The 23,464-nt window shown below is 66.9% G+C and carries 15 protein-coding genes; 2 read left to right on the top strand and 13 right to left on the bottom strand.

The genetic code is table 11. From position 1 onward, the window contains the following. Positions 1-20: 20 nt before the first annotated feature. The 8 genes from KHZ24_02345 to KHZ24_02310 form a co-directional block, all read right to left on the bottom strand. Positions 21-1,115 carry an ABC transporter ATP-binding protein gene (locus KHZ24_02345; GenBank protein ID MBS5450042.1) on the bottom strand — a complete coding sequence of 365 codons (1,095 nt, stop codon included), beginning with the start codon at positions 1,113-1,115 and terminating at the stop codon, positions 21-23. A gap of 12 nt (positions 1,116-1,127) precedes the next feature. After that, positions 1,128-2,018: an ABC transporter permease gene (locus tag KHZ24_02340; GenBank protein ID MBS5450041.1), complete on the bottom strand. Its 891-nt coding sequence runs from the start codon at positions 2,016-2,018 to the stop codon at positions 1,128-1,130. Beyond that, entirely contained in the window at positions 2,015-2,968 is a 954-nt protein-coding gene (locus KHZ24_02335) for an ABC transporter permease (GenBank protein ID MBS5450040.1), read from the bottom strand. Before KHZ24_02335 ends, KHZ24_02340 begins: the two co-directional genes overlap by 4 nt. 243 nt (positions 2,969-3,211) lie before the next feature. After that, positions 3,212-4,783 (bottom strand): ABC transporter substrate-binding protein, encoded by a 1,572-nt coding sequence (locus tag KHZ24_02330; GenBank protein MBS5450039.1) that lies wholly within the window; start codon positions 4,781-4,783, stop codon positions 3,212-3,214. Between the two features lie 460 nt (positions 4,784-5,243). Beyond that, positions 5,244-6,326: a M42 family metallopeptidase gene (locus KHZ24_02325; GenBank protein ID MBS5450038.1), complete on the bottom strand. Its 1,083-nt coding sequence runs from the start codon at positions 6,324-6,326 to the stop codon at positions 5,244-5,246. A gap of 44 nt (positions 6,327-6,370) precedes the next feature. After that, a complete protein-coding gene (locus KHZ24_02320; GenBank protein MBS5450037.1) occupies positions 6,371-7,165 on the bottom strand; it encodes a creatininase family protein in 795 nt (264 codons plus the stop codon). A 13-nt stretch (positions 7,166-7,178) separates the two neighbouring features. Next, a complete protein-coding gene (locus KHZ24_02315) occupies positions 7,179-8,039 on the bottom strand; it encodes a creatininase family protein (GenBank protein MBS5450036.1) in 861 nt (286 codons plus the stop codon). Position 8,040: 1 nt separating this feature from the next. Further along, positions 8,041-8,880: a creatininase family protein gene (locus KHZ24_02310; protein ID MBS5450035.1), complete on the bottom strand. Its 840-nt coding sequence runs from the start codon at positions 8,878-8,880 to the stop codon at positions 8,041-8,043. Positions 8,881-9,156: 276 nt separating this feature from the next. On the opposite strand from KHZ24_02310, the gene KHZ24_02305 reads away from it, so the two are divergent. After that, the gene (locus KHZ24_02305; protein ID MBS5450034.1) at positions 9,157-10,785 is read left to right on the top strand and encodes an FAD-binding protein; all 1,629 of its coding nucleotides are present in this window, start codon (positions 9,157-9,159) and stop codon (positions 10,783-10,785) included. Between the two features lie 386 nt (positions 10,786-11,171). On the opposite strand, the gene KHZ24_02300 is transcribed toward KHZ24_02305, so the two are convergent. The 3 genes from KHZ24_02300 to KHZ24_02290 all read right to left on the bottom strand — a co-directional run bounded on the left by KHZ24_02300 (position 11,172) and on the right by KHZ24_02290 (position 16,925). After that, on the bottom strand, positions 11,172-12,548 hold the full coding sequence (locus KHZ24_02300; GenBank protein MBS5450033.1) for an MATE family efflux transporter: 1,377 nt from the start codon (positions 12,546-12,548) through the stop codon (positions 11,172-11,174). Positions 12,549-13,061: 513 nt separating this feature from the next. Continuing rightward, on the bottom strand, positions 13,062-14,450 hold the full coding sequence (locus KHZ24_02295; GenBank protein MBS5450032.1) for a hypothetical protein: 1,389 nt from the start codon (positions 14,448-14,450) through the stop codon (positions 13,062-13,064). Between the two features lie 267 nt (positions 14,451-14,717). Next, positions 14,718-16,925, bottom strand: coding sequence for an FAD-binding protein (locus KHZ24_02290; protein ID MBS5450031.1), 2,208 nt, complete (start codon positions 16,923-16,925; stop codon positions 14,718-14,720). Positions 16,926-17,329: 404 nt separating this feature from the next. On the opposite strand from KHZ24_02290, the gene KHZ24_02285 reads away from it, so the two are divergent. Further along, positions 17,330-18,058, top strand: coding sequence for a hypothetical protein (locus KHZ24_02285; protein ID MBS5450030.1), 729 nt, complete (start codon positions 17,330-17,332; stop codon positions 18,056-18,058). Between the two features lie 214 nt (positions 18,059-18,272). Here KHZ24_02285 and pknB read toward each other — a convergent pair whose 3' ends face one another. Next, positions 18,273-20,615: a Stk1 family PASTA domain-containing Ser/Thr kinase gene (pknB, locus tag KHZ24_02280; GenBank protein MBS5450029.1), complete on the bottom strand. Its 2,343-nt coding sequence runs from the start codon at positions 20,613-20,615 to the stop codon at positions 18,273-18,275. A 60-nt stretch (positions 20,616-20,675) separates the two neighbouring features. Beyond that, entirely contained in the window at positions 20,676-23,462 is a 2,787-nt protein-coding gene (locus KHZ24_02275) for an FtsW/RodA/SpoVE family cell cycle protein (protein MBS5450028.1), read from the bottom strand. Positions 23,463-23,464 lie beyond the last annotated feature (2 nt).

Here is a 23,464-nt window from a genome sequence, read left to right as displayed (position 1 = left end):
GCCTGTCTTCTTCTGATCGCTCATGCGACACCTCCCTCGAGGACGGGGGCATCGAGCTCGTCCTTCTCCGTTGACAGACCGTGCTCGCCCAGCCACTTCTTCGCGGCGTCGCTCGTGACGCGAGAGCGGTCGGCCGGATCGGCGTGATGGCAGCGCACGAGGTGGCTGGACCTGCCGCTGAGGTCGTCCATCTCGGGCAGCACCGCATGGCACGCCTTCGTGGCAAACGGGCAGCGCGGCGCAAACGGGCAGCCCTCGATGACGCGCGACAGATTCGGCGGCATGCCGGGAATGGGGTCGAGTCGCGCGCGCGTGTCGCGTTCGGAGGGCAGCGAGCGGATGAGACCGAACGTGTAGGGGTGGTGCGGGTCGTGCAGCAGGCTGCGCGTGTCGGATTGCTCCACGATGTAGCCGGCGTACATGACGGCCACGTGGTCGCACATCTCGTTGACGACGCCCAGGTCGTGCGTCACGAGCAGGATGCTCATGCCCAGCTGTGCGCGCAGGTCGTTCAGCAGGCAGATGATCTGGTTCTGGATCGTCACGTCCAGGGCCGTCGTCGGCTCGTCGGCCAGCAGCAGCTTCGGGTTGGACGCCAGGGCGATGGCGATCATGACGCGCTGGCGCATGCCGCCTGACAGCTCGTGCACGTACGTCGCCAGACGAGCCTCAGGCTCGGGGATGCCCACGAGCCTGAGCAGCTCGACGGCGCGGTCGTGCATCTGCTGCTTGTTCATGCCTTGCATGCGCAGCGTCTCGTAGAACTGCTTGCGCACGGGCGTCACCGGGTTGAGCGACGTCATCGGGTCCTGGAAGATCATGCCGATCTCTTGCCCGCGGATCTCGCGCAGCTCGCGCTGGGACATCTTGGCGACGTCGCGGCCCTTGTACGAGATGGAGCCGCTGACGATGCGCCCCGTCTCGGGGATGAGGCGGATGAGCGTGCGGGCCGTCGTCGACTTGCCGCAGCCCGACTCACCGACGAGTCCGAACGTCTCGCCCTGCCCGATGGAGAATGTGACGTCTTCCACGGCGCGCACGGTCTCGCTGCGGGACACGTAGTGCATAGAGAGGTGGGAGACCTCGAGGATGGGGCTCTTGGGTTCGTTGGTCATCGTCGCCACCTCCTAGTCTTTCGTTCGCAGCAGGTCGTTGAGGCCGTCGCCGAGCAGAGAGAAGCCCAGTCCCACGACGACCATGACGAGGCCGGGCAGCGCGGTGATCCACCAGGCCGTCGAGATGAAGCCCTTGCCTGCGCTGATGATGGCACCCCACTCGGGCGTCGGCGCGGGCACGCCCATGCCCAGGAAGCTCAGCGACGCGGCCGTCATGATGCACATGACGATGTCGGAGGCGCCGTACACGACGGAGCTCGAGATGACGTTGGGCAGGATGTGACGGAAGATGATCGTCGCGTCGGAGTAGCCCAGCGTCTTGGCGGCCTGCACGTACTCGGAGTTCTTGGCGACGAGCACCTCGGAGCGCACAAGACGCGTGTAGGGCGGCCAGCTGACGATCCACATGGCGATGAGCAGGTTGGACACGCCGTTGCCCAGGATGGCGACGATGGCGATGGCCAGAACCATGAACGGGAACGCCATGAAGATGTCGAGCACGCGCATGATGAACGTGTCGAACTTGCCGCCGTAGTAGCCGGCAAGCAGGCCGAGCAGCGAGCCGAGAACGAACGGCAGCGCCACGGAGCCCACGCCGATGAGCAGGTCGAGGCGCGTGGCGTAGATGACGCGCGTGAACACGTCGTAGCCGAAGTTGTCCGTGCCGAACAGATGCTCGGCGCTCGGGGGCTGCAGCATGGCGGCCGGGTTGATCTGCAGCGGGTTCTGAGAGGTGAACAGCTGCGGGAACGCGGCCACGACGCAGGCGAGCAGGACGATGGCGGCGCCGACGATCAGGCTGGGGCTGCGGCGCCAGAGAGCGACCTTGCGCTTGCCGGTCTTGGATGCCTTGGCGGGCTTGGGAGCCTCGGCCGTGATAGCGGGAGTCTGCTGCGAGCTCATGCCTCATCACCTCCCAGCTTGATGCGGTGGTCGAGCACGGAGTACAGGATGTCCGTCAGCAGGTTCACGACGAGCGTGATGATGACGAATACGAGCACGCATCCCTGCACGACGGCGTAGTCGCGGCCCGTGACCGCCTGCACCAGCAGGGCGCCGATGCCCGGCAGGCCGAAGATGTTCTCGATGATGACCGAGCCCGACAGCATGCCCACGATGCGCATGGCCAGCAGCGTTGCCGTGGGGATGAGGGCGTTGCGCAGCACGTAGCCCGTCGAGATGACCCAGGGGCGCAGGCCCTTGGAGCGGCCGAAGTCCACGTAGTCCGCCATGCGGGCGTCAACGACGTTGTTGCGCACGTTGCGGATGAGGATGGCGGCCGAGCCGAACGCGAGCGTGAATCCCGGCAGAATGAGCGACCAGATGTGCTCGGGCCACGTCTTGCCCCAGCCCGACGTGGGGAACCAGCCAAGGCCCACGCCGAAGATGATGAGCACCATGAGGCCGATCCAGAACGAGGGCGCTGCAAGGCCGAACAGCGCAATGAAGCGCACGACGACGTCGGGCAGCTTGTCCTTCTTGGCGCCGGCCAGATAGCCCAGCGGCAGCGCGATGAGGACGGTCATGACCGTGGCCGTGAGTGCCAGGCACACCGTCACGAGCATGCGATTGGCCAGCAGCTCCGTCACCGGGACCTTGTAGATGGTCGAGGAGCCCAGGTCGCCCTGGAACATGTTCGAGATATAGATCGTGAACTGGGTGAACAGAGACTCGTTGAGACCCATCTGCTCCTTGAGGGCCTCATAGACCCGCGGCTCGATCTTGTCGCCGAGCGTGGCCAGGGCTGCATCGCCGGGCAGCAGGCGCATCAGCAGAAATATCGCGATGATAGAAATGGCAAGCACCGGAATCATCTGCAGCACGCGCTTGAGAACGTAGCGAAGCGTCTCCACGTCATCCCTCCCTTCCTTGATGCCTGTCCTGGCCCCGCGGGGCCATACCTGCGACTTCGAGGCAGAGCCGCCCTCCCCTTGGGGCCACCCTGCCTCCCTACGATACCAAACTGCCCCGCCGCACGTCTGTGCCTTGGGACAGCTGAGGGGCCGCGGCACGACAGGATCGTCGAACTGCGGCCCCCGATGTCTACCTTATGCTAAACGGCCCGGCCGCCCAGCATGGTGTCATTGGATGATTGTCTACGCGGTCTTCGTAAGGTTCTCGAAGCGGTAGTTGCCCAGCGGCGTCTGAACGAAGCCGGTGACCTCCTTGCGGATGCAGTTCTGCCACGGGATCGTCATGAGCGGGATGTAGATGCCCTGAGCAGCGAAGCCCTGCTGGATCTGCTTGTAGAGGTCCTTGCGCTTCTCGACGTCAAGCTCGATCGTGGCCTGGTCGTTGAGCTGCTGCATGTCCTCAGGCTGCTCGAAGTTCGAGTAGTAGCCGCAGTTCGTGTCGAAGTCGAAGATGAACTGCATGAGCGACGTGGGATCGGGCACGTCGTCCGACCAGCCGGAGATGATGAGGTCGAGATCCATCTCCTGACGGGCGGCGCTGTAGGCCGTGGCCTCGCGCGAGTCGATCTGCAGAGTGACGCCGATCTGGCTCCACTGGGACTGCAGGACGACGGAGATCTGCTCGTTCGTGGCGTTGCCACCGCGCATCAGCAGGCGCAGCGAGAAGCCGCCGCCGGGATAGCCGGCCTCCTCGAGCAGCTTCTTCGCGGCCTCGATGTCGGCCTTCGGGGCCTGCAGCGACGTGTCGCAGTACTCGGAGCTCGGCGAGATGACCGTGCCGGCCGTCTGGGCGTAGCCATAGGAGACCATGTCGACGATCTGCTGGGCGTCGGTGGCCTTGAACAGGGCCTGGCGCACCTTCTCGTTGGACAGGTACTCGTTCTTCGTGTTGAGCGACAGCCAGTAGACCATCGTGGACGCGTCGGGGTGCGGCGTGACGCTCGGGTCGTTGGCGAGCTGGGCCATCGTGGAGAACGGGATGTTCTCGGCGATGTCGATGTCGCCGCCCTGGAGCTGGATGAGGCGGGCGTTGTCGTCGCCGACGACCTTGAGCTCGATTTCCTTGGCCAGCGGCAGGCCGGACTCGCGATAGTTCTCGTTGGCCTGGAACGTGATGTACTCGCCCTTCTTCCACTCGACGAGCTTGAAGGGGCCGGTGCCGATGGGGCCGTCGACGTACTTGTCGGCGCCCACCTGGTCGAAGTAGGCCTTGGACTGCACGCCGATCTCGAAGATGGAGAGGTTGGCCAGCGTCGAGGCGGCGGCCTCCTTCGTCGTCACGATGACCGTGGTGTCGTCGGGGCACTCGACCTTCTCGAGGTTCTCGACGCAGGAGTACCAGTGCGAGTCGGGCGACTGCATGGCGCGGTCGAACGTCCACTGCCAGTCGGCAGCCGTGACGTCGGAGCCGTCGGAGAACTTCAGGCCCTCCTTCAGCTTGAACGTGTACGTCTTGCTGTCGTCGGAGACCTCCCAGCTCTCGGCCAGGCACGGCTCGATGGACTTGCCGTCGTCAGACGTCTTGACGAGGCCCTCGACGATGAGGTTGAACACGAAGATGTTCTGGTTGCCGATGCAGGTCACCGGGTCGAGGTTGTCCGAGTCGACCGAGCGACCCAGGACGAGGCGCGTGCCGCCCTCGTCGGCGTGAGCGGTCGTGACGCCGAGGTTGGCTAGCGGGGCAAGCAGGCCGAGGGCGGCCAGGCTCGCAGACGCCTTGACGAACGACCGGCGGCTGAGCTGGAGCTGATCCATGGTTGTCTCCTCCCTGTGGCGAACAGATGCCATTGCGTGGGGTATATCGTGCTGCGGTCAAGCGACCTCACGGGCAAGATGGCAAGGTAAGCCCAGCTTAACCCCACAATACGTACTATCCCATGATAAAGCGGCGAGCAGTGGAAAGCGATTCGTATGCGGTATCTCGTGACCGTTCGGAAACAAAGAGGGGAGGGACTTTGTGCCGGCGAGGCGGCTTTTTTTGGACAGAAGCGCGAGCTGTGTATGGGCCGCATTCCCGATAGCGCAAGGGGCCCGGCAAAGGCCCAGGTCGCGTCCCGCTAGCGAGTGTTTGCGGCGCGGATCCTGCCATGGGGGATATTCACGAGCCAGGTTTCTGGCCGGAAATCTGCGGAGGGCCGACAAAAGCGCGCCGCCCTCCCACCGCGAGCGCGGTAGAAGGGCGGCGGAAACGCGTGTGCTCGGATATCGCGCGCTTTTAGAAGCTCGCGAGGACGTTGGGCGTGAGCGACTTCATGACCTCGACGCACAGACGCGCGGAGTTCTCGATGTCGTCGAGCGAGGCGATGGCGCAGCCGGCGTGGATGTAGCGCGTCGGCACACCCGAGACGACGCACGGGATGCCGTTGTCCATGACGTGGGCGACGCCGCCGTCCGTGCCACCGCCGGTGCGGACGGCGCCCTGGGCGGGCAGGCCGGCCTTGGCGGCGACGTTGAGCACGAAGCGCTGGTAGCGTGGATGCGTCACCATGCAGCAGTCGTAGAAGCGGAACATCGGGCCCTTCTTGAGCGCGCACTGGATGTCGGCCGGCTGCGTGAACGTGTCGTCGGCCGGAGCGCCCTCGAACATGTAGCACGCCGTGGGCTTGAAGTGGCGCACGCTCGTGGCGACGCCGCGCTCGCCGACCTCTTCCTGCGAGGATAGGGCGGCCACGACGTCGACGGGTAGGTCGTCCATCTTCGAGAGCTCGCGCAGGGCCAGCAGCATGGCGGCGGCACCGACGCGGCAGTCGAACGCCTTGCCGAACGCGATGCGGTGCTTGGCGTCGTACTCCATGCGGGTCGCGAACACGACGGGCTCGCCAACGGCCACGCGGAAGTCGGCGAGGGCCTCGTCGCGCGAGGTGGCACCCACGTCGATGAGCAGCTCGCCGTGCGCGCCGGAGGCCTTCTCGGCTGCGCTCATGAAATGCGGCGGCTTGAGGCCGATGACGCCGGGGATCCACTGGTCGTCGAGCGTGTGGACGTAGACCTTCTCGCCGGTGAGCACGGCGTCGTTGATGCCGCCCAGCGTGACGAACGACAGACAGCCGTTGTCGCGGATGGACTTGACCATCATGCCGACCTCGTCGCCGTGGGCGTCGAGCATGACGACCGGCTTTGTGCCGGTGAAGTTCTTCGGCGTGACGAAGGCGCAGCGCAGGGAGTTCTCCTCGACGGTCGCGAAGGGCTCGGCGAAGGCGCGCAGCGCGGCGACGGCCTCCTCCTCGAAGCCCGAGGGGCTCTTGGCGTTGGAGAGGGCCTCGACGAGCGCGACGACCTCGGCATCATCAAACTGCATGGGGATGTGGCTCCTTTCAAGTGGGGAACGCGGGACAGCTCAGTCTATCGCAGCGGCAGCTCGGCGGATTCGGGCGTGGGGAGCGGGGCCTTTGAGAACGCGCCGATGAAGTCGACCATCCAGTCGGCGACGGCGTTCAGCATCTCCTCGCCCCACGCGGCGCTGGCCGTGCGAGGATGGTCGGGACCGATCCAGCCGTTGTCCGTGATGTAGCTTGTCGGGCGGGGCACCTCGACGGAGACGCCCTTGTACTCGACGGTGCAGAAGTGCGTCGTGGGAATCTCCTCGCCCAGGTCGCTCACGAGGTTCATGTCCTCGACGGCGTCCATGTCGACCATCGTGGGATCGATGTAGAGGTTGGCCGACGTCTCCTGGGCGCCGCCGTGCCCGCCGGCCCACTCGGGCTTGAAGTCGCGGACCATCTTCCACCAGTCGAGCTGGGCAGCGAGGCAGCCTTTGCGCGCCAGGGCGACGGCGGCCTCCATGAGGACCTTCGAGTTGCCGCCGTGCCCGTTGACGAACACGAAGTGGCGGGCACCGTGGCGGCGCAGGTCGTCGCAGACCTTGTTCACGACGTCGGACAGGATGCGGTCGCCGAGGCTGATCGTGCCGGGGAAGTCCTCGAAGCGGCTCGTGGAGCCGAACGGCAGGGCGGGCGCGATGAGCAGGTCGGGCAGCTTGGCCTCGACGAGCTCCGAGAGCTTCTGGGGCGCGAACGTGTCCGTGCCGAGCGGGTTGTGCGTGCCGTGCTGCTCGGTGGAGCCGAACAGCAGCATGACGGTGTCGTGCGCGGCGAAGTAGCGCTGCACGGCGGGCCAGGTTGAGCGCTCAAGACGCATGGCCGTCTCCTTCCTACGCTTCGGGCTCGGCGTGGACGCCGGGGTGGGCGGCCATGTAGGCGTCGGCCTTGGCGAGCTCGTTGGCGCCCTCGAGCGGCTCGGGCAGGGCCATCGTGCGGAACTTGCGCAGGAAGCGCACGATGTAGTCGGCCGTGCCCTGCAGCATGGCGTGGCCGCGCTCGGCGCTCGAGTGGGCGGGATGGTCCTCGAAGCCCTCGGCCACCCAGCCGTTGCTGGCGAAGCGCACAAGGTCGCGCGGGAAGTCGACGTCGACGCCGTCGAAGCGCACGGAGTACCAGCCGGTTGACGGCATCTCGGGATCGAGGTCGGGACGCAGGTTCTCGTCGGCCACGTCGTCCATCTTCACGGAGTCCGGATCGATGGCCAGGTTCGCCGACGTCTCCATAGCGCCACCGTGGCCGCCGCCCCAGGCCGGGTCGATCTGCGGGGCCATGCGCCACCAGTTCATGACGCAGGCGAGGCAACCGCGACGGTTGAGTGCGGCCGCGACGACGGAGAGCGACTTCACGTTGCCGCCGTGCCCGTTGAGGAACACGAAGCGACGGGCGCCGTAGCCGTACAGGTCGTCGGTGATGTGCGTCATGACGTCGATGAGGCCCTGAACGCCGAGGCTGACGGTGCCGGGGAAGCCCACGAGGTCGTCCGTGGCGCCGTAGGGCAGCGTCGGGGCGATGAGCACGCCGGGGTCCTGCTGCTCGATGAGGTCGACGAGGGCATCGGGCGCCATCGTGTCCGTGCCGAGCGGATTGTGGCGCCCGTGGCACTCGAGGGAGCCGACGCCGATGATGACCGTGTCGTTGCCCTGGGCGAAATACGCGCTTACCTCGGGCCACGTTCTGCGAGCGAGACGCATGCTAGGCCTCCTTGCTCGGCATGAAGTCTGCGAACGTGCCGGGCTGACCGGCGCTGCGGACGGGCAGCGGCGTGGGCAGCGGCGTGCGGCGCAGCTCGCCGAGGAAGTCGACGATGAAGTCGGCCGTGGCCTGCATCATCTCGTCGCCCCACTCCTTGGAGGCCGTGCGTACGTGGTCGGGCCCGATCCAGCCGTTGCTCGCGTAGCGCACGGCGTCGCGCGGCATATCGACGTGGACACCCTTGTAGACGACTTTGCCCCAGCCGTCGCTCGGCAGGTTCTCGCTAACGTCGTTGACGAGGCCCATCTCGCCGTACTCGCTCAGGTCGACGAGCGCAGGGTCGACGGCAAGCATGGCCGACGTTTCCTCGCCGGCGCCGTGGCCGCCTGCCCACGCCGGGTTGATCTCGCCTGCCATGAGCCACCAGTTGATGAGGGCGCAACGGCCCCCGCGGCGGTCGAGCTCCTCGGCGACCTGCGACAGCGGCTTGATGTTGGGGCCGTGGCCGTTGAGCAGCACGAAGCGGCGCGCGCCGTAGTCCCACAGCTGGTCGGTCAGGCGCTTGACGATCTGGTAGAGCAGGCTGTAGCCGATGGACAGGCCGCCGGGATAGCCGAGCAGGTCGTCGGCGGCGCCAAACGGCAGCGTCGGGGCGATGAGCACGTGCTCGGAGTCCGCCGCCTCGATCTTGTCGAGCAGCAGGTTGGGCGCAAGCGTGTCTGTGCCGAGCGGGTTGTGGCGGCCGTGCTCCTCCGTGGATCCGATCGTCAGGATGACGAGGTCGTTGCCGTCGGCGAAGTACTTCTGCACGCGCGGCCAGGTGCAGCGTTCAAGGAACATGCGATGCCTCCTCGGGCGTTCGGGTGATGTGGCTGAAGCGATTGTATACACATGAGGGGCGGCCCGGCGCGCTCTCGGCGCAATCCTGACGGTATGAGGAGGGATGAGGCTGGTCATACGCTATGGACGATGGCGAAACGAGATGGCGCGGGGTACAAAAGAAATGACGTCCGGCGTGCGTAGGCCGCGTGGCAACTGGGTGGGGACCCGGCGTCGCCTTCGCCTGCGGGGCGCAGGGAGGGAATCGTCTCTCCCGTCTGAAGAAAGGGGATTCGCATGGAGAACAACGCCATTTCTCGCCGTGCCTTCATGACAGGCGCAGCCGGTGTCGCCGCAGGCCTGGGCGCGGCTGGCGCCCTCGCCTCGACGGCCCGTGCCAGCGAGGCCGAGCCCACGTGGGACCAGGAGGCCGACGTCGTCATCGTGGGCCTGGGCGCGGGCGGCTCGGCCGCTGCTGTTGCGGCGCTCGAGGAGGGCGCGAGCGTGTGCGTTATCGAGGCCAACGGACGCGGCGGCGGCTCGACCGTCATCTCGGGCGGCTTGCTCTACATGGGTGGCACGCAGCTGCAGAAGGATCTCGGCATCGAGGACTCGACCGAGAACATGTATGCCTATGTGAGCAAGGCCACTGGCCCGATGGCCGACCCTGACATCATCAAGAAGTTCTGCGATGAGTCGCCCGACCTGTATGACTGGCTCGTCGCGCACGGCGTCAAGTTCGAGGGCACGGCCGACACCGAGGTGCATGCCGTCGTCGCGCCCAAGGGCGTGTGCCTGAACTACTCGGGTAACGAGCGCAACGGCGAGTACGCGGCCGTTGCTACGCCTGCCCCACGTGGTCACACTCCCGTTGGTGGTGGCATGGGCATGTTCGAGCCGCTCGAGAAGATCGTCGACGAGCAGGCCACCGTGCTGTACGAGACGCGCGGCACGTCGCTCGTGACCGACGCGGACGGCGCAGTCATCGGCGTGCTGGCCGAAGACGCCGAGGGCAAGCAGGTCGCCGTCAAGGCCAACAAGGGCGTCGTGCTGTCGTGCGGCGCGTTCACGCACAACGACGTCCTGCTTGAGCAGGCCGACCCGCTGGCGCTGCAGGCCTCGGGCCGCACGGGCGTGCCGAACGACCAGGGCGACGGCATCAAGATGGGCATGCGCGTCGGCGCCGCCGTCAAGAACATGTCCATCATCAACATGCAGCTGTTCCTCTATCGCTTCGGCGACATGCCGTGCGGAATCGTTGTGGATGCGCGCGGCGCCCGCTTCATGGCCGAGGCGAGCTACGGCACGTGGATCGGCCGCGGCGTCGAGAAGCGCACGCCCGAGGCTAGCTGGGTCATCATCGACGCCGCCATGCACGAGAACACGGCCGACGCGCTCGGCGTGCAGGAGTACGAGCCGGTCGCCGAGGCCGACACGCTCGAAGAGCTGGCCGAGAAGATCGGCTGTCACGCCGACACGCTGATGGCGTCCGTCGAGCGCTACAACGCGCTGGTCGATGCCGGAGAGGACGTCGACTACGGCAAGGAGCCCGAGTACCTCAAGAAGATCGAGGCGGGCCCGTTCTACGCGTACGACTGCTCGTGCAAGATGATGGGCTTCCATACGCTCGGCGGCCTGAAGATCAACACGAACTCCGAGGTCATCGATCTGGATGGCAATGTCATCCCCGGCCTGTACGCCGCGGGCCGCACGTCGTGCGGCATCTACGGCGAGTACCCCGGCTCGGGTAGCTCCATCGCCGACGGCATGACGTTCGGCCGCATTGCCGGCCGTAGGCCGCCGCTCGGTAGCATGTCTTGCGGACGCCGCACGGCATGGAGACCGTGCGGCGCCCGGTTTCGCGAGGGGCCTGGCTCCGGGTTTGCAGGGGTCAGGCCCCTTTTGCGCTCGAAACGATCCACGTAGGGTTTGCTTGGGGTGCAGGGCCCGTCACATCTTCGGGCTGGCCCGGGCCGGCTGCGGATTCTTGTTGCATGCCTGCCCTCTTGATGGGGCCGGTGGCAAGAATGGCCCTAAGTGCGGCACTTTCTGTGGGGTGCTGGCAAGAATCGACACTAGTGCGGTCCTCTCTGATGCGGCATTAGCTAACTTTTTGAGAGGACCTGGGGTTTTGACGTGAAGGTCGAAGTCGTCCGACGCACTTCCGGCGAAATTGGGCCTTCTGTCGCCTGGGCGCACCGCACTAGAAGGTTTTCTTGCCAGGCGGCCTTCCAAAACACCGCACTAGAGCCCTTTCTTGGCAGATTGCCATCTGAAAGGCGGTCGAATCCTGAGCGTGAGGCGGCGCGCGCTTACTTCCCAGCGCCCATGCGGGCGCGACGGCTGTGCTCGACGGCCCAGAGCTCGACGATGGCGATGGCGCTGAGCAGCACCTGCGCTGCCGCAACGGCCAGCCACGTGCCGGTGATCCCCATCGTTGCTGTGAGCACTGCTGCCACGATGACGATAACGACGGCCTCGCCGTACACGAGGAAGTTCGAGGCCCGTGCGTTGTCCGTGGCGTAGAAGTACGACATGCTCACGTGCGTGAACCCGTAGAACACGAATGCGAGTGCGTAGAGCGGCAGCGCACCCACGACGACGGCTGCCGTTGCCTCGGACGTTCCGAACAGCCCCGGCACCGCGTCGCGCATGAGCACGAGTACGACGAGCCCCACGAGGCCGAGTCCGCATGCCGCTGCGTAGTTCGTGTTGCGCAGACGCTGCACCTGGTCGTGGTCGCCCTTGCCGTGGCAGAGGCTCACGAGGGGTTGGCTACCGTCGGCCACGCCCTGCATGAGCATGAGCACGATGTAGCCGACGTAAGCCATCGCGGCGAACGCGGCCACGGCGGTCTCGCCACCTGCAGCATTGGCGTTGACGTTGATGACGACGGTCGTGACGTCAGGCAGTAGGAACAGTCCGAACGGCGCGAGGCCCAGCTTGACCATGTGCGAGAGCGTGACGCCGTGGGGCTTGAACGCGGCGCGGGGGATGCGATTCTTGGGGCGCGTGAAGTAGCGCACGTAGGCGCAGAACGAGAACACCTGGCCGAACACGGTGGCCAGGCCGGCGCCGAACGTGCCGAAGCCCAGCTCGAATACGAACAGGAAGTCGAGCACGATGTTGATGCTCGTCGTGATGATCTGCACGACCATGGCGTAGCGCACATCTCCGCGGTTGCGCACGAGCGCGATGCTGCCGAGCGAGATAGCCTGGAACGGCGTGCCGATGGCGACGGCGCGCACGAAGTGGACAGCCTCGGTGAGCGTCTGGCCCGAGCCGCCCATGAGGGCGCACACGGGCTCGGCGACGGCGGCCATGGTCAGGGCGAGCGGGATGCCGACGATGCCCAGGACGAGGAAGACGTTGCCGGTTGCGCGCAAGGCGGCCTGCTCGTCGCCCTTGCCGCGCTCGATGGACGAGATGACGGCGCCTCCCATGCCGATGCCCATCGAGATGGCGTTGACGAGCGTGATCATCGGGAAGGCGACGTTGATGCCGGCCATGCCTGCGTCGCCCACGGCGTGCCCGACGAACACGCCGTCGAGGATGATGAACACGCTCGAGAGCATGAGCGCCGCCATGGAGGGCAGCACGTAGCCGAGATACTGCTTGAGCTGGCTGGCATGGATGAGGCCAAGGCGAGATTGCTTGGCGGACGGGTCGTGCGGAGATGTCTGATGCATGGGAAACCTCAGGCAAAACGATGCGGCGCGCGAGAGATGGGGCGGCGGCGCGGTCGTGACACGCGGGCCGGGCCATCTGCGGCGATCACCAGAACCGCCGCGGCAATGCAAGCGCGAATCCATTGCACGTGCCAGCCTACCATAGACGGGCGGGACGGTGACGGGAGAGCGCGGCTCGGATGCGCCGAATCGTCACGCGTGGGGCAGGCGCCTGCGGGCGGGCAATGCGGGCGGCTTCACGCAGGGGAGGGGACGGGCATCGGCTCGATTCGGGCCCGCAAAGGTCGTCCTGTCAGGAAAGCGCCGTATTGTGGCCAGGAATCGGCCGCGTGTATGGGGCCTGGCGCCGCCTTGTCCCGCCGAGGTCCCCTCGTGCGAATCTTACCTGCTGTTTTGCTGCTGCGTGGCGCTGTGTGAGAACGCGGCGCCATGACCCCCCCATACACAAGGATGATTCCTGGCCGAGACTGGGACGCCGGCTGCAAGAAGCTGCGCCCCGACCGGTCGAGACTCCTAGTTCGACGTCTCCAGCGCTTCAAGGGCGGCCGCGAGAGTGGTGTCGCGGGTGCACTCCTCAGGCGAGAACGGAACGTGGACGTTGAGCGGCAGACCCGTGCGGGCGGATCCGCGACCTTCCTGGTTGGCCTCGGTGCGGCTGATGGGGTAGATGAAACGTGCGCGGATGTCGGGATACTCGACGCTCAGGTAGTTGGCGTAGTCGACGGCGCCCGGCGTGGCGCGGCCCACGAGCTGCACCTTGCGCTGGCCCATGACGGCCGCGGCGAGGCGCTCTGCCCCGATGCCCGTTGTCGTGTCCAGCAGGATTGCTACGCGCTGCGGTGTCCCTGCTGCAACTGCGACCTGCTCGCTGCCGAAGGGGGAGGGCACCACCTCGGTGATCTCGCTGGCGGCTCGGCGTTCCTGCAGGCCGGTGACGGCGCGCTTGGCCTCGAGCACCTGCGCCTCCTTGGCGCGGATATCGGCGATGAGCTCGTCGACGAGGGAGAGGTTCGGGACGGCCGGATCCGCGGCAGTGCTGGTCGCGTTCGTGTTGAGCATGCGCTCCCGTGCCGCAAGCAGCGGGGCGAGAAGTCGCTCGGCGTTTGCCTTGGAGTAGATCGTGTGGATGCGCTCGTCGGGGAACAGCTCCCGCGCGGGCATGTCGGCGTCCACCAGGTAGGGGAGCAGCGCCAGGTAGCTCGCCGGGTCGGCCTTGCCCTCGCATCTGCGCAGGTCAAGCACGAGACTATCGCAGCGCGAGAGCAGCTCGCGGCCCGTGCCGAGCGCTGCAACCAGCGTGTCGGCATCGTCGAGGCGCCGCAGCGTAAGGAGGGTGACGCCGGGTGTCACCTCGCGCAGGGAGATGGGCGTCCCGGTTTGCTTGGGCGCTGCGTCTGCAGGGAAGCGGCGCAGGTCGAGGCGCTCGACGCTGCCGTCGCCGGGAAAGACGTCGATGTCGTTGAACATGCGCAGTGCCAGATCCCAATCTTCGCGATCGGTGTCGCGGCCCCAGAATATCTCCTGAGCCGTATCTTTGAGCAGGAAGGGGATCGTGTTGCGCCCGACGGCCACGATGCGCATGCCCGGCTGCAGCCGCTCGTCGCCACGCGAGCGCGTTACATAGAGGAATTCGCCGCTGCGGTGCACCTCGAAGCCGAGCGCATACTCGCGACACGAGGGATCGTCGCAGGTCACAGAGCACGTCCGGGCGTCTGCCGTCGAGAGGAACTGCCGCACGGCCGACAGGAACAGCTCGGGGGTCGCCTTCGCGTCACGCGAGGCCATGGCCAGCGCGTTGCCGCACGACGTTGCGTCGCCGTTCATGAGCCGGCCAGGTGCAGCATCCATATGGAACGTCTCGACGATGTTGTTGTAAGCAGACCAGTAGAGGTAACCCCGCATGGCTTATCGAATCCCCTTACGTTTACTGCTCCCGAGGCGATCACAGCACGCCATCTGCTGCGTTGCGGCGGAGCTCGCGTATTTCAATACGCGTCGCTCCGCCGCGCCTTGCATCTGGTGCACTGTGACGCCTCGTGGGTCAAGGTCAAAACCAAGGTCAAGACCCAGGTCAAGACCGAAAGGCCGCCCGGCCCGGAAGGAGTTCCCGGATGCCGGGCGGCCTGGGGTGACGTGCCTAGTGTAGCGCGCCTTCGGAGCTCGTGCGCCTTACAGCCCCAGGTAAGCGGCGGCGGACTTGCCGGCCACGCGGCCGTGCGTTACGGCCATGCCGATGGAGTTGCCGGCGGCAGGCGTGCAGTAGCCAGTGCCGTAGCGGCCGCCCAGGTCGTTGCCGGCGCAGTACAGGCCGGCGATCGGGGCACCGTCGGCGTTGACGACGCACAGGTCTTTGTCGGTCATGACGCCCGACATCGTGACCATGGAGGGCGCGGAGCCCCTCTCGCCCAGTGAGCCGGAGAAGCCGTAGTACGTCGGCCCCTCGATCGGGATCATGGCCTCGGCCTTCTTGCCGAACTGCGGGTCGCATGTGTACGTGCCGTCCTGGCAGCCGTAGCACAGCTCGTTGTAGGCGTTGACAGCCGCGACGAAGCCCTCGACGTCGGCGATGCCCATGAGCTCGGCCAGCTTCTCGAGGCTCGAGGCCTTGAAGATGCCGCCGCCCATGCGCTCGGCCGTCGTCATGCCGGTGACGCTGATCTGGCTGTCCATCGCGCCGGTCTCGATGTCGTACATCATGTCCATGATGTATTCGGGGCGGCCGAAGTTGGGGCCCGTGTGCTCGAGGCCGCAGCTCGCGATGTGCTTGAGGTAATCGCCGCCCAGCACGCCGTAGCACGTGCCCGTCTTGCGGGCGCAGGCGCTGCCGGCCGCCGTGATGTTGCCTTCGTTGCAGAAGCGCTGCATGTTCTCGTCGAGCCACAGGTGGCAGTTGGCGCCCCACGTGCCGGAGGGGCCGCCGCCCAGGCTCATGTGGCCGCGGGGCGAGGGCTCGATGAAGCCGCCGGCCCAGCAGAGCATCTTCGTGGACGAGCCGTCGGCCGACGCCGCCATGCCGCCGCCGTTGAAGTCCTCCTTGAGGCCGCCCGTGCGCTCGTACTTCTCCATGAGCTCGTTGAGCAGCGCCCAGCACATGTCGGAGTTCTGCACGTAGCCGCCGCCGCAGCTGATGACGGCCTTGCAGTTGAACTGCACGTACTCATCGGCGTCGGCGTCGTAGCAGATGACGCCCGTCACCTTGCCGTCGGCGTCCTGGACGAGCTGGTTGCCCTTGTAGCCCATGAACACCTGGGCGCCGGCCTGCACGGCCTTCGTGAGGCAGGCCATCTGCACGGTGCCGAGGCTCGAGGACGCCGCGACGCCGCCGTGGCCCTCGCGGCCGTGGAAGTGGCCCATGAACTGAACGGTCGTGGCCCACGTCTTCGTGCCGGGCTGCTTGGGGTAGCCCGTGTGGTCGAGGCACTGGTTGTTGTTGTCGTAGAACGAGGCGAGCGTGTCGTAGAGGGCCTGGTAGCCGGCCTGATAGCCCTCCTCCGTCGTCTCGCAGTTCGGGTCGACGGCGATGGAGGCCCAGTCGATGCCGTCCGTCAGCTCGTGCACCTTGTCGGCGTCGAACATGGCCTGGACGATGATCTTGCCGTTGCGCGTGACGTCGTACGTGTAGAACGACGCGTCGGGCTCCTGCTCGTACGTGCCGCCGGCGACGTACTCGTTCGAGAACATCGTGTCGGTGACGAGCTGGTCGAACGCGGCCTTGGCATCGGCGTCCTCGACGACGTCCTTCATGCACGCGATCATGTGGTCGAGGCACTCGCCCGAGTTGTTGACGTATGCGGCGAGAACCTCCTGGCTCACACGGCCGCCGGTGCGGGTCGTGAACTCGTCGATGACCTCGCCCAGGTTGTACTGCGGGAAGCCGGCGTCGATGTTGAACTGCGGGTTCCAGGCGGCGATGTCCTCGCCGAGGAACGTCATCGCGAAGTTCTTCTCGCACAGGGCGACCTTGGCGCCGGCCTCGGCCGCGGCGAGCGTGGCCTGAACGCCGGCGTGTCCACCGCCGATGACGACGACGTCGAAGTCGTTGACCTCGCGGGCCACGGTGACCTGCTCGGGCTCGCCCAGCCAGTCACCCGCGCCGGCGTAGCCGAACGTGCGACCCTCGGCCTTTGCGGCGGCCTTTGCGGCCTCGATGTCCTTCGGGGCGCCGCCACCAGGGCCGCCAGGGCCACCGCCGGGGCCGCCGGGGCCGCCGGCGCCCGGGCCTCCCTCGCCTGCGGGCGCACCGCCCTCGGCGGGCGCATCGCCTGCGGCCGAACCAGCCGGGGCCTCCTCGGCCAGCGCGGTGCCAGCAAACGCCAGCGCAGCCATGGCCGAGGCGCCGGCAACGAACGTGCGGCGGCTCATCGTGGAATCGCTCATGCAAAGCTCCTCTCGTGGATATGCGGGAGGGTTCCGGGCGCGCTTGTGCGTATCCAGAGCCCGTCCTCGTCGCATCCCAGCATACGCATGGGGGAGTGACGAAACGGGTTATCTTGCGACATGCCGCGCCTGAGCTGCGAGGACGCCGATGCCAAAACGGGTGAGCGCCCATCCGGGCCTGATGTTCTGCCGAGGGCGTGCGTTCTCGCGCCACTGCAGAACCCCGACTCATCTCCCGTGCGTGAGAGTTTGCTTTCGAATACCTTCCATCCGCCTCTGATTACCTAAAGCAGGGGATATCCCGCGCGTACAGTGGGCGCTCGGATGCCGGGCACGTCTCGGCACGGGCTAGCGCGCCAGAAACGCGCCGGCTAATTCAACGCGATCGTGAGAGAGGGATCATCATGGAGAACAAGTCCGAGGGCGTGTCTCGTCGCGAGTTCCTGGGTCTGGGCGTCGCTGCTGCCGGCATGGCGCTGGGCAGCCTGTTCGTTCGCCCCTCGTTTGCCGCCGAGGCTGCCAGCGCCTCGCATGACGGCGAGGTAAAGGCCGCTGCCAAGTCGGAGGCCGCCTCTTCTGCGAAGGACGCCGCTAAGGCCTCCTCTTCGGCAAAAGACGCCGCTGCGACGAACGCCTCGAAGGCGGCCGCCGTCTCGACGGAGCTGCCGATGGTCGTTGACCGCAAGAACAAGGCCGTGTTCCTCGCGCTGCAGGTGACCGATGCCACGACGGCCCAGGCATCGCAGGTGCTCACCGCTTTCGAGAGCTCCTCTGACGGCACGAAGTGCGTGCTGCGCTCCATCAACACCGACCTGGAGACGTGGGAGGGCCTGCAGACCATCGGTGCTGAGCAGGGCGCCAAGGTCACGCTGACGCTGCAGTGGGGCAAGGAGGACGAGAAGCCGATCGAGCAGTGCCTCGTGCCCTCTGCCGGCACGTGGACGCCGGACTTTGCGGTGAGCGGCTCGCGCGACGGCAACGAGGATCCCACGGGCGACATCGTTGCGCTGACGAGCAGCTCGACGGCACTCATCTCCGACGCGTCCGTGGGTTCCGACGTCACGTTTACGGGCGACGCCACCGTCCTGCCCAAGGCGGGCACCAACGTTACGCTGGCCATTCGTCTGGCGTAGCTGCGTTCCCTGGGCCAGGCTTATCCCCGGCTCAGCCATCATGCGCGACGCTGTTTTTAGGGGCGCTTGGTCTTTCCGCATGGGCGGGGCCAAGCGCCCCTGCTGGTAGATGGGCCTTCGTGTGCAGCGGCCTGCGCTCTCAAAAGAAAACGCGGCCCGGGCGGAGTCGCTCTCCGTCCGGGCCGCGTTGCTGTGCCCTGGTATGTACGGTGCTTTAGGCCTCGGCCTGGGCTTCTGTGTTGCCGCCCGACGAGTCGACGTACGGGCCATACACATAGATCGTGACCGTGCTGCCCTGGTCGACGGACGAGCCCGCGCCTGGCTCGACGGCGTAGACGATGCCCTCGGCATTGGCGCTCGGGGCTGCGTCGCCTGTGATGACGTTGGGCGTGAGGCCTTCTTCCGAGATGGCGTATGCCGCGGAGTCACTCGACCAGTTTCTTACATCCGGCACCGTTATCTGGGGCGTAGGCTCGGGGCCGTCCGAGACGCCGACGTTGACCGTCGTGCCCTTCGACACCTGCTGGCCGGCGCTGCCCACCCACGTGACGGTGCCTGCCGCGGCAGTGCTGCTGTACTCGTGCTGCGCGCTGACGTTCAGACCCAGGCTCGACAGCTGCGCTGCCACGGAGTCGTAGCTCGAGCCTTCAAGGCCCGTCGGGATCGTGACCGAGGACGGGCCGTTCGAGACGTTGACCGTCACGCTGCTCCACGGGGCAAGCCCCTCCGTGCCCTCGCCGGGCTCGACGGAGACGACGGAGCCCTGGGCCACGTGATCGTCGTCGACGAGGTTCTGCACGGCGGTGAGCTGGGCGTTCGAAAGCGCGCTGTTCGCCTCGTCCCACGTGGCACCCACGAGGCCGTAGGGCACGCTTACCGTCTGCGCACCCTTGGACAGGCCGTACGTGATCTCCGTGCCCTTGGCGATGGACGTGCTGTTCGCCTGAGCCGGGTTGAGCTTGAGGAACGTGCCCTCGGCTGCCTGATCGCTGAAGTCGTCGAGGTTGCTGTCGTGGCGCGCCTTGAAGCCAGCGGCCTCGAGCGCCTTGACGGCGTCGGCCTCGCTCATGCCCACGGTCAGCGACGGCAGGGCTGCGTTCGTCGGGCCGGTGGATACGACGACGTTGATCTTGGAGCCCTTGTTGACCGTGCTGTTGGCCGTCGGGTTCTGGCTGATGATCTGGTCCTTGGGCACGCTGTCGCTGGCCTGCTGGGACGTCGTGCCCACGTCGAGGCCGGCCGCCTGGAGCTCAGAGCGCGCCGCGTCAACGGTCTTGCCCGTGACCGAGGGAACCTTGACGGTCTCGGTGCTCGTGGACGTCTTGGTGTCGGTCGTGCTGGATGCTGCGACGCCCGTCGTGTCCGTGCCGTTCACGCCCGGCGTGTTCGTGCCGCCGGCGCAACCGCGCAGGGCGAAGACGATGACAAGGACGAGCGCGATGATGACGACGGCGACGATGCCGGCGATGGCGGGCCCGGGCAGACCCTGGCGCTCCTGCGTCATGGAGCCGCTCGATCCGCCCCTGCCGCCGGCGCCCCCGCGCCCGCTGCCGACGGGTCCCGCCGCGCTGTTCATGCCGACGGCGCGGTTCATGGCCTGCGTGCTGGCGATGCGGCGCGTGGGTTCGGTCTGGCCGCGCAGCGGCGTCGTGCCGGTGGCGCCGCCCTGCATGACGGTCGTCTGCGTTGCCGAGGGGCTCATGACGCGCGTCGTCGTGCCCAGGTTCAGCGGGCGGCCCATGATGTAGTTGTTGAGCACGCGACGCAGTTCGTCTGCGCTCTGGAAGCGCTCGCCGGGATCCTTGGCCATGCACTTCATGATGATGGCCTCGAGGTTGTCATCCACGTTGGGGTTGATCTCGCTCGGTGGAACCGGCTCCTCGTTGACCTGCTTGAGCGCCACGCTCACGGCGTCGTCGCCGTCAAAGGGCAGCTTGCCGGTCGACGCCTCGTACATGACGACGCCCAGCGAGTACAGGTCGCTCGTGGGGCCGAGCTCCTTGCCCTGCGCCTGCTCGGGCGAGACATAGTGCGCGGTGCCGAGCACGGAGTTCGTCTGCGTGAGGTGCGAGTTCTTGGAGCGGGCGATGCCGAAGTCCATGACCTTGGCGTCGCCGTTCGGCTGGATCATGATGTTCTGCGGCTTGATGTCGCGGTGGATGATCTCGTGCGCGTGGGCCACTGACAGCGCCGAGCACACCTGTGCGCCGATCTGCGCCACCTTGCGCGGGGCGAGCGCACCGTGGCTACGGATGCCCGTCTTGAGGTCGGTGCCGCGCAGGTACTCCATGACGATGTAGTAGGTGTCACCCTCCTTGCCCCAGTCGTACACGCTCACGATGTAGGGGCTCTGCAGGGCTGCGGCCGCCTGGGCCTCCTGCTTGAAGCGCGCAGCGAACGACGGGTCGGACGCGTAGCGCGACAGCATGACCTTGATCGCGACGAGGCGATCGAGCGTTTGGTCCATGCCGCGGTATACGGTTGCCATGCCACCGGTGCCCACCTGCGACTGCACCACGTAGCGGCCGCCGAACACCGTTCCTCTCTCTATCGCCATGGGAGGGCTCCCTTCCTGAACTGTGTGCGCTGCTGCGTTTGAGCTTCGTATGTTGCCATGCTAGTCCCCCTGCGCCGAAAGCGCGGCCAGTGCCGACTGCAACACATTGCCTGCAATGGAGGTCGCGGCATGCTCGGCGTCATTTTCGACAACGACGGCGATAGCCACGGTGGGATTCTCGTACGGTGCGTATCCGATGAACCAGGCGTCGGGGTTTTCCTCGCCCGTCTCGGCCGTGCCCGTCTTGCCCGCGACGTCGACCCCGGCGACGGAAGCCGCGCTGCCCGTGCCCTCGTTGACGGTCGTGAGCATGGCCTCGCCGACAGCCTGCGCCGTTGCGGGCGAGACAGCCTGGCCGAGCGCGTGGGGCGTCGTCGCGTTGAGCACGGTGCCGTTCGCGTCGGTGATGCTCTCGACGACGTAGGGCTCCATGACGACGCCGCCGTTTGCGATGGCAGCTGCCACCATGGCGTTCTGCATGACGGTGGACTGGGGGCCCGCGGGGCTCGGGTGCGATCCGACGGGCTGGCCGGCGCCCGCCCAGGCCGTCTCCCACTCCGTCATCTCCGACGGGTCGGGCATGAGCGAGGGCAGCGTTGTGAAGCCCATGCCCACGGACGTGCCGTAGCCAAACGCGCGCGCCATGTTGACGAGCGCCTGCGGGCCGACCTGCGTGGCGATCTGGCCAAACACCGTGTTGGCGGAGTAGGCAAACGCCGTGCGCAGGTCGAGCTGGCCGTAGTCGTCGCCGTTGATGTTCGTGACGGCGGCGCCGCCGATGTCGAGGGACGCCGGTGCGTCGTAGACGGTGTCGAGCGTCGCCACGCCGCTCTCGAGCGCAGCGGCGAGCGTGACTGCCTTGAACGTGGAGCCGGGCGTGTAGAGCGCCTGTGTCGTGCGGTCGAGCAGCGGGCTGTTCTCGCCGCCGTTAGCAAGCAGGTTGTCGAGGTCGCTGTTGGCATACGTGGGCGAGGAGGCCTTGGCCAGCACGGCACCCGTCTGCGGGTCGAGCACGACGATCGCGCCGACGTAGCCCTGCAGCGCCGCCTCCGCCGCCGCCTGGATGCGCGCGTCGACCGTGAGCACGACGTCATCGCCCGTCGTGCTGGCGCCGGCGATCTTGTTGAGCGCGCTCTCCCAGGTGTCGTAGTTCGATGAGCCGGTGAGCACGGTGTCGTAGGCGCTCTCGATGCCCGTCGAGCCGTAGCGCGTCGAGAGGTAGCCCACCGTGTGCGACGCGAGCGAGCCCTGCGGGTAGCTGCGCACGTACGTTCCGTCGGCCTGGCGCACGCTCTCGGCGAGCGTCACGCCGTCCGACGTGATGATGGAGCCGCGGTCGACGTATGCCTTGCGGGCGATCGTGTGGTTGTTCGCGGGGTTGTTCTGCAGCTCGTCGGCTTTGACGACCTGGACGTAGAACAGGTTGGCGATGAGGGCGGCGAACAGCAGCGTGAACAAGGCCGTGAGCACCGTGAGGCGCTTCGACAGCGCGCGCCTGCCCAGAACGCCGCTCTCGGGCGTGCTCAGGTGCAGGCCGCCGCCCATGCCGCGGGCCGACACGCCGCTGCCGTCGATCTCGACCTGCGTACCCGTGCCCTCGTCACCGCAGCGCAGCAGCAGCCCGACGATGACGAAGCTGGCGAGCAGCGACGAGCCGCCCTGGCTCATGAACGGCAGCGTGACGCCGGTCAGCGGGATGAGCTTCGTGACGCCGCCGACGATGAGGAACGCCTGAAACGAGATGGCGCTCGTCAGGCCGACGGCCATGAACGCGGCCAGGTCGCTCTTAGCGCGCGCGGCCGTGAGGAAGCCGCGCACGGTGAACAGCATGAACAGGAAGAGCACCGCGGAGGCGCCGAGCAGGCCCATCTCCTCGCCGATGGCCGAGAAGATGAAGTCACTCTCGACGACGGGGATGAGCGTCGGCATGCCTTGGCCGATGCCCGTGCCGAACAGGCCGCCGTCGGCCAACGAGTAGAGCGATTGCACGATCTGCAGGCCGCTGCCGCTGGGGTCGGCGAACGGGTCGAGCCAGATGGACACGCGCGTGCGCACGTGCCCGAAGAAGTGATAGGCGAGCACACCGCCGATGGCGAGCAGCACCGCGGCCACGAGCGGGTAGAACAGGCGCCCCGTCGCCACGTACAGCATGACGAGGAATATGACGAAGAACAGCAGGGCGCTGCCCAGGTCTCGCTCGTACACGACGATGAGCAGAGAGATGACCCACATGATGAGCAGCGGCAGCAGCATCGTGAGCCGGGGGATGCGCAGGCCGAGCACCTGGTGGTTCGCTATGGCGAGTAGCTCGCGGTTCTCCGACAGGAAGCTCGCCAGGAATATGACGACGAGCACTTTGGCGACCTCGCCGGGCTGGAACGAAAACAGCCCGAAAAAGTTCACCCACAGCTTGCTGCCGCCCGACTCGAAGCCCACGAACATCGGGAGCAGCAGACAGGCGATGCCGAATATGCCAAACGTGTACTTGTAGCGCGCGAGCTTTTCGAGGTTGCGCACGACGAGCAGCGTGACGACCATGGCCGCGACGCCGATGAACAGCCAGATGACCTGCCGCGTCGCGGCCTCGGGCGCCAGGCGTGTCACGAACGTTATGCCGATGCCCGACAGCACGAACACGATGGGCATGATGGCGGGGTCGGCGCCCGGGGCGAGGAAGCGCGTCGCCACGTGGGCTGCCGCAAACGCCACCGACAGGCCGATGGGCACGATGAGAGCCTGCGCCGTGAGCGCGCCGCCTTGCTGCGCGACGTACATCGCATACAGCAGGAACACCGGCACGGCGCCGGCGAGCAGCAGGAGCAGCTCTGTGTTGCGACGGCGGCCCATGG

It is taken from the genome of Coriobacteriia bacterium (genome assembly GCA_018368455.1).
In the GTDB taxonomy this organism is placed as follows: domain Bacteria; phylum Actinomycetota; class Coriobacteriia; order Coriobacteriales; family UMGS124; genus JAGZEG01.
This window is presented reverse-complemented; position numbering and strand designations above follow the sequence as displayed.

Bases quoted from the DNA above. Each gene is read 5' to 3' on its own strand.
- KHZ24_02345 (MBS5450042.1), bottom strand. From the start codon at position 1,115: ATGACCAACGAACCCAAGAGCCCCATCCTCGAGGTCTCCCACCTCTCT.
- KHZ24_02340 (MBS5450041.1), bottom strand. From the start codon at position 2,018: ATGAGCTCGCAGCAGACTCCCGCTATCACGGCCGAGGCTCCCAAGCCC.
- KHZ24_02330 (MBS5450039.1), bottom strand. From the start codon at position 4,783: ATGGATCAGCTCCAGCTCAGCCGCCGGTCGTTCGTCAAGGCGTCTGCG.
- KHZ24_02325 (MBS5450038.1), bottom strand. From the start codon at position 6,326: ATGCAGTTTGATGATGCCGAGGTCGTCGCGCTCGTCGAGGCCCTCTCC.
- KHZ24_02320 (MBS5450037.1), bottom strand. From the start codon at position 7,165: ATGCGTCTTGAGCGCTCAACCTGGCCCGCCGTGCAGCGCTACTTCGCC.
- KHZ24_02315 (MBS5450036.1), bottom strand. From the start codon at position 8,039: ATGCGTCTCGCTCGCAGAACGTGGCCCGAGGTAAGCGCGTATTTCGCC.
- KHZ24_02310 (MBS5450035.1), bottom strand. From the start codon at position 8,880: ATGTTCCTTGAACGCTGCACCTGGCCGCGCGTGCAGAAGTACTTCGCC.
- KHZ24_02305 (MBS5450034.1), top strand. From the start codon at position 9,157: ATGGAGAACAACGCCATTTCTCGCCGTGCCTTCATGACAGGCGCAGCC.
- KHZ24_02300 (MBS5450033.1), bottom strand. From the start codon at position 12,548: ATGCATCAGACATCTCCGCACGACCCGTCCGCCAAGCAATCTCGCCTT.
- KHZ24_02295 (MBS5450032.1), bottom strand. From the start codon at position 14,450: ATGCGGGGTTACCTCTACTGGTCTGCTTACAACAACATCGTCGAGACG.
- KHZ24_02290 (MBS5450031.1), bottom strand. From the start codon at position 16,925: ATGAGCGATTCCACGATGAGCCGCCGCACGTTCGTTGCCGGCGCCTCG.
- KHZ24_02285 (MBS5450030.1), top strand. From the start codon at position 17,330: ATGGAGAACAAGTCCGAGGGCGTGTCTCGTCGCGAGTTCCTGGGTCTG.
- pknB (MBS5450029.1), bottom strand. From the start codon at position 20,615: ATGGCGATAGAGAGAGGAACGGTGTTCGGCGGCCGCTACGTGGTGCAG.
- KHZ24_02275 (MBS5450028.1), bottom strand. From the start codon at position 23,462: ATGGGCCGCCGTCGCAACACAGAGCTGCTCCTGCTGCTCGCCGGCGCC.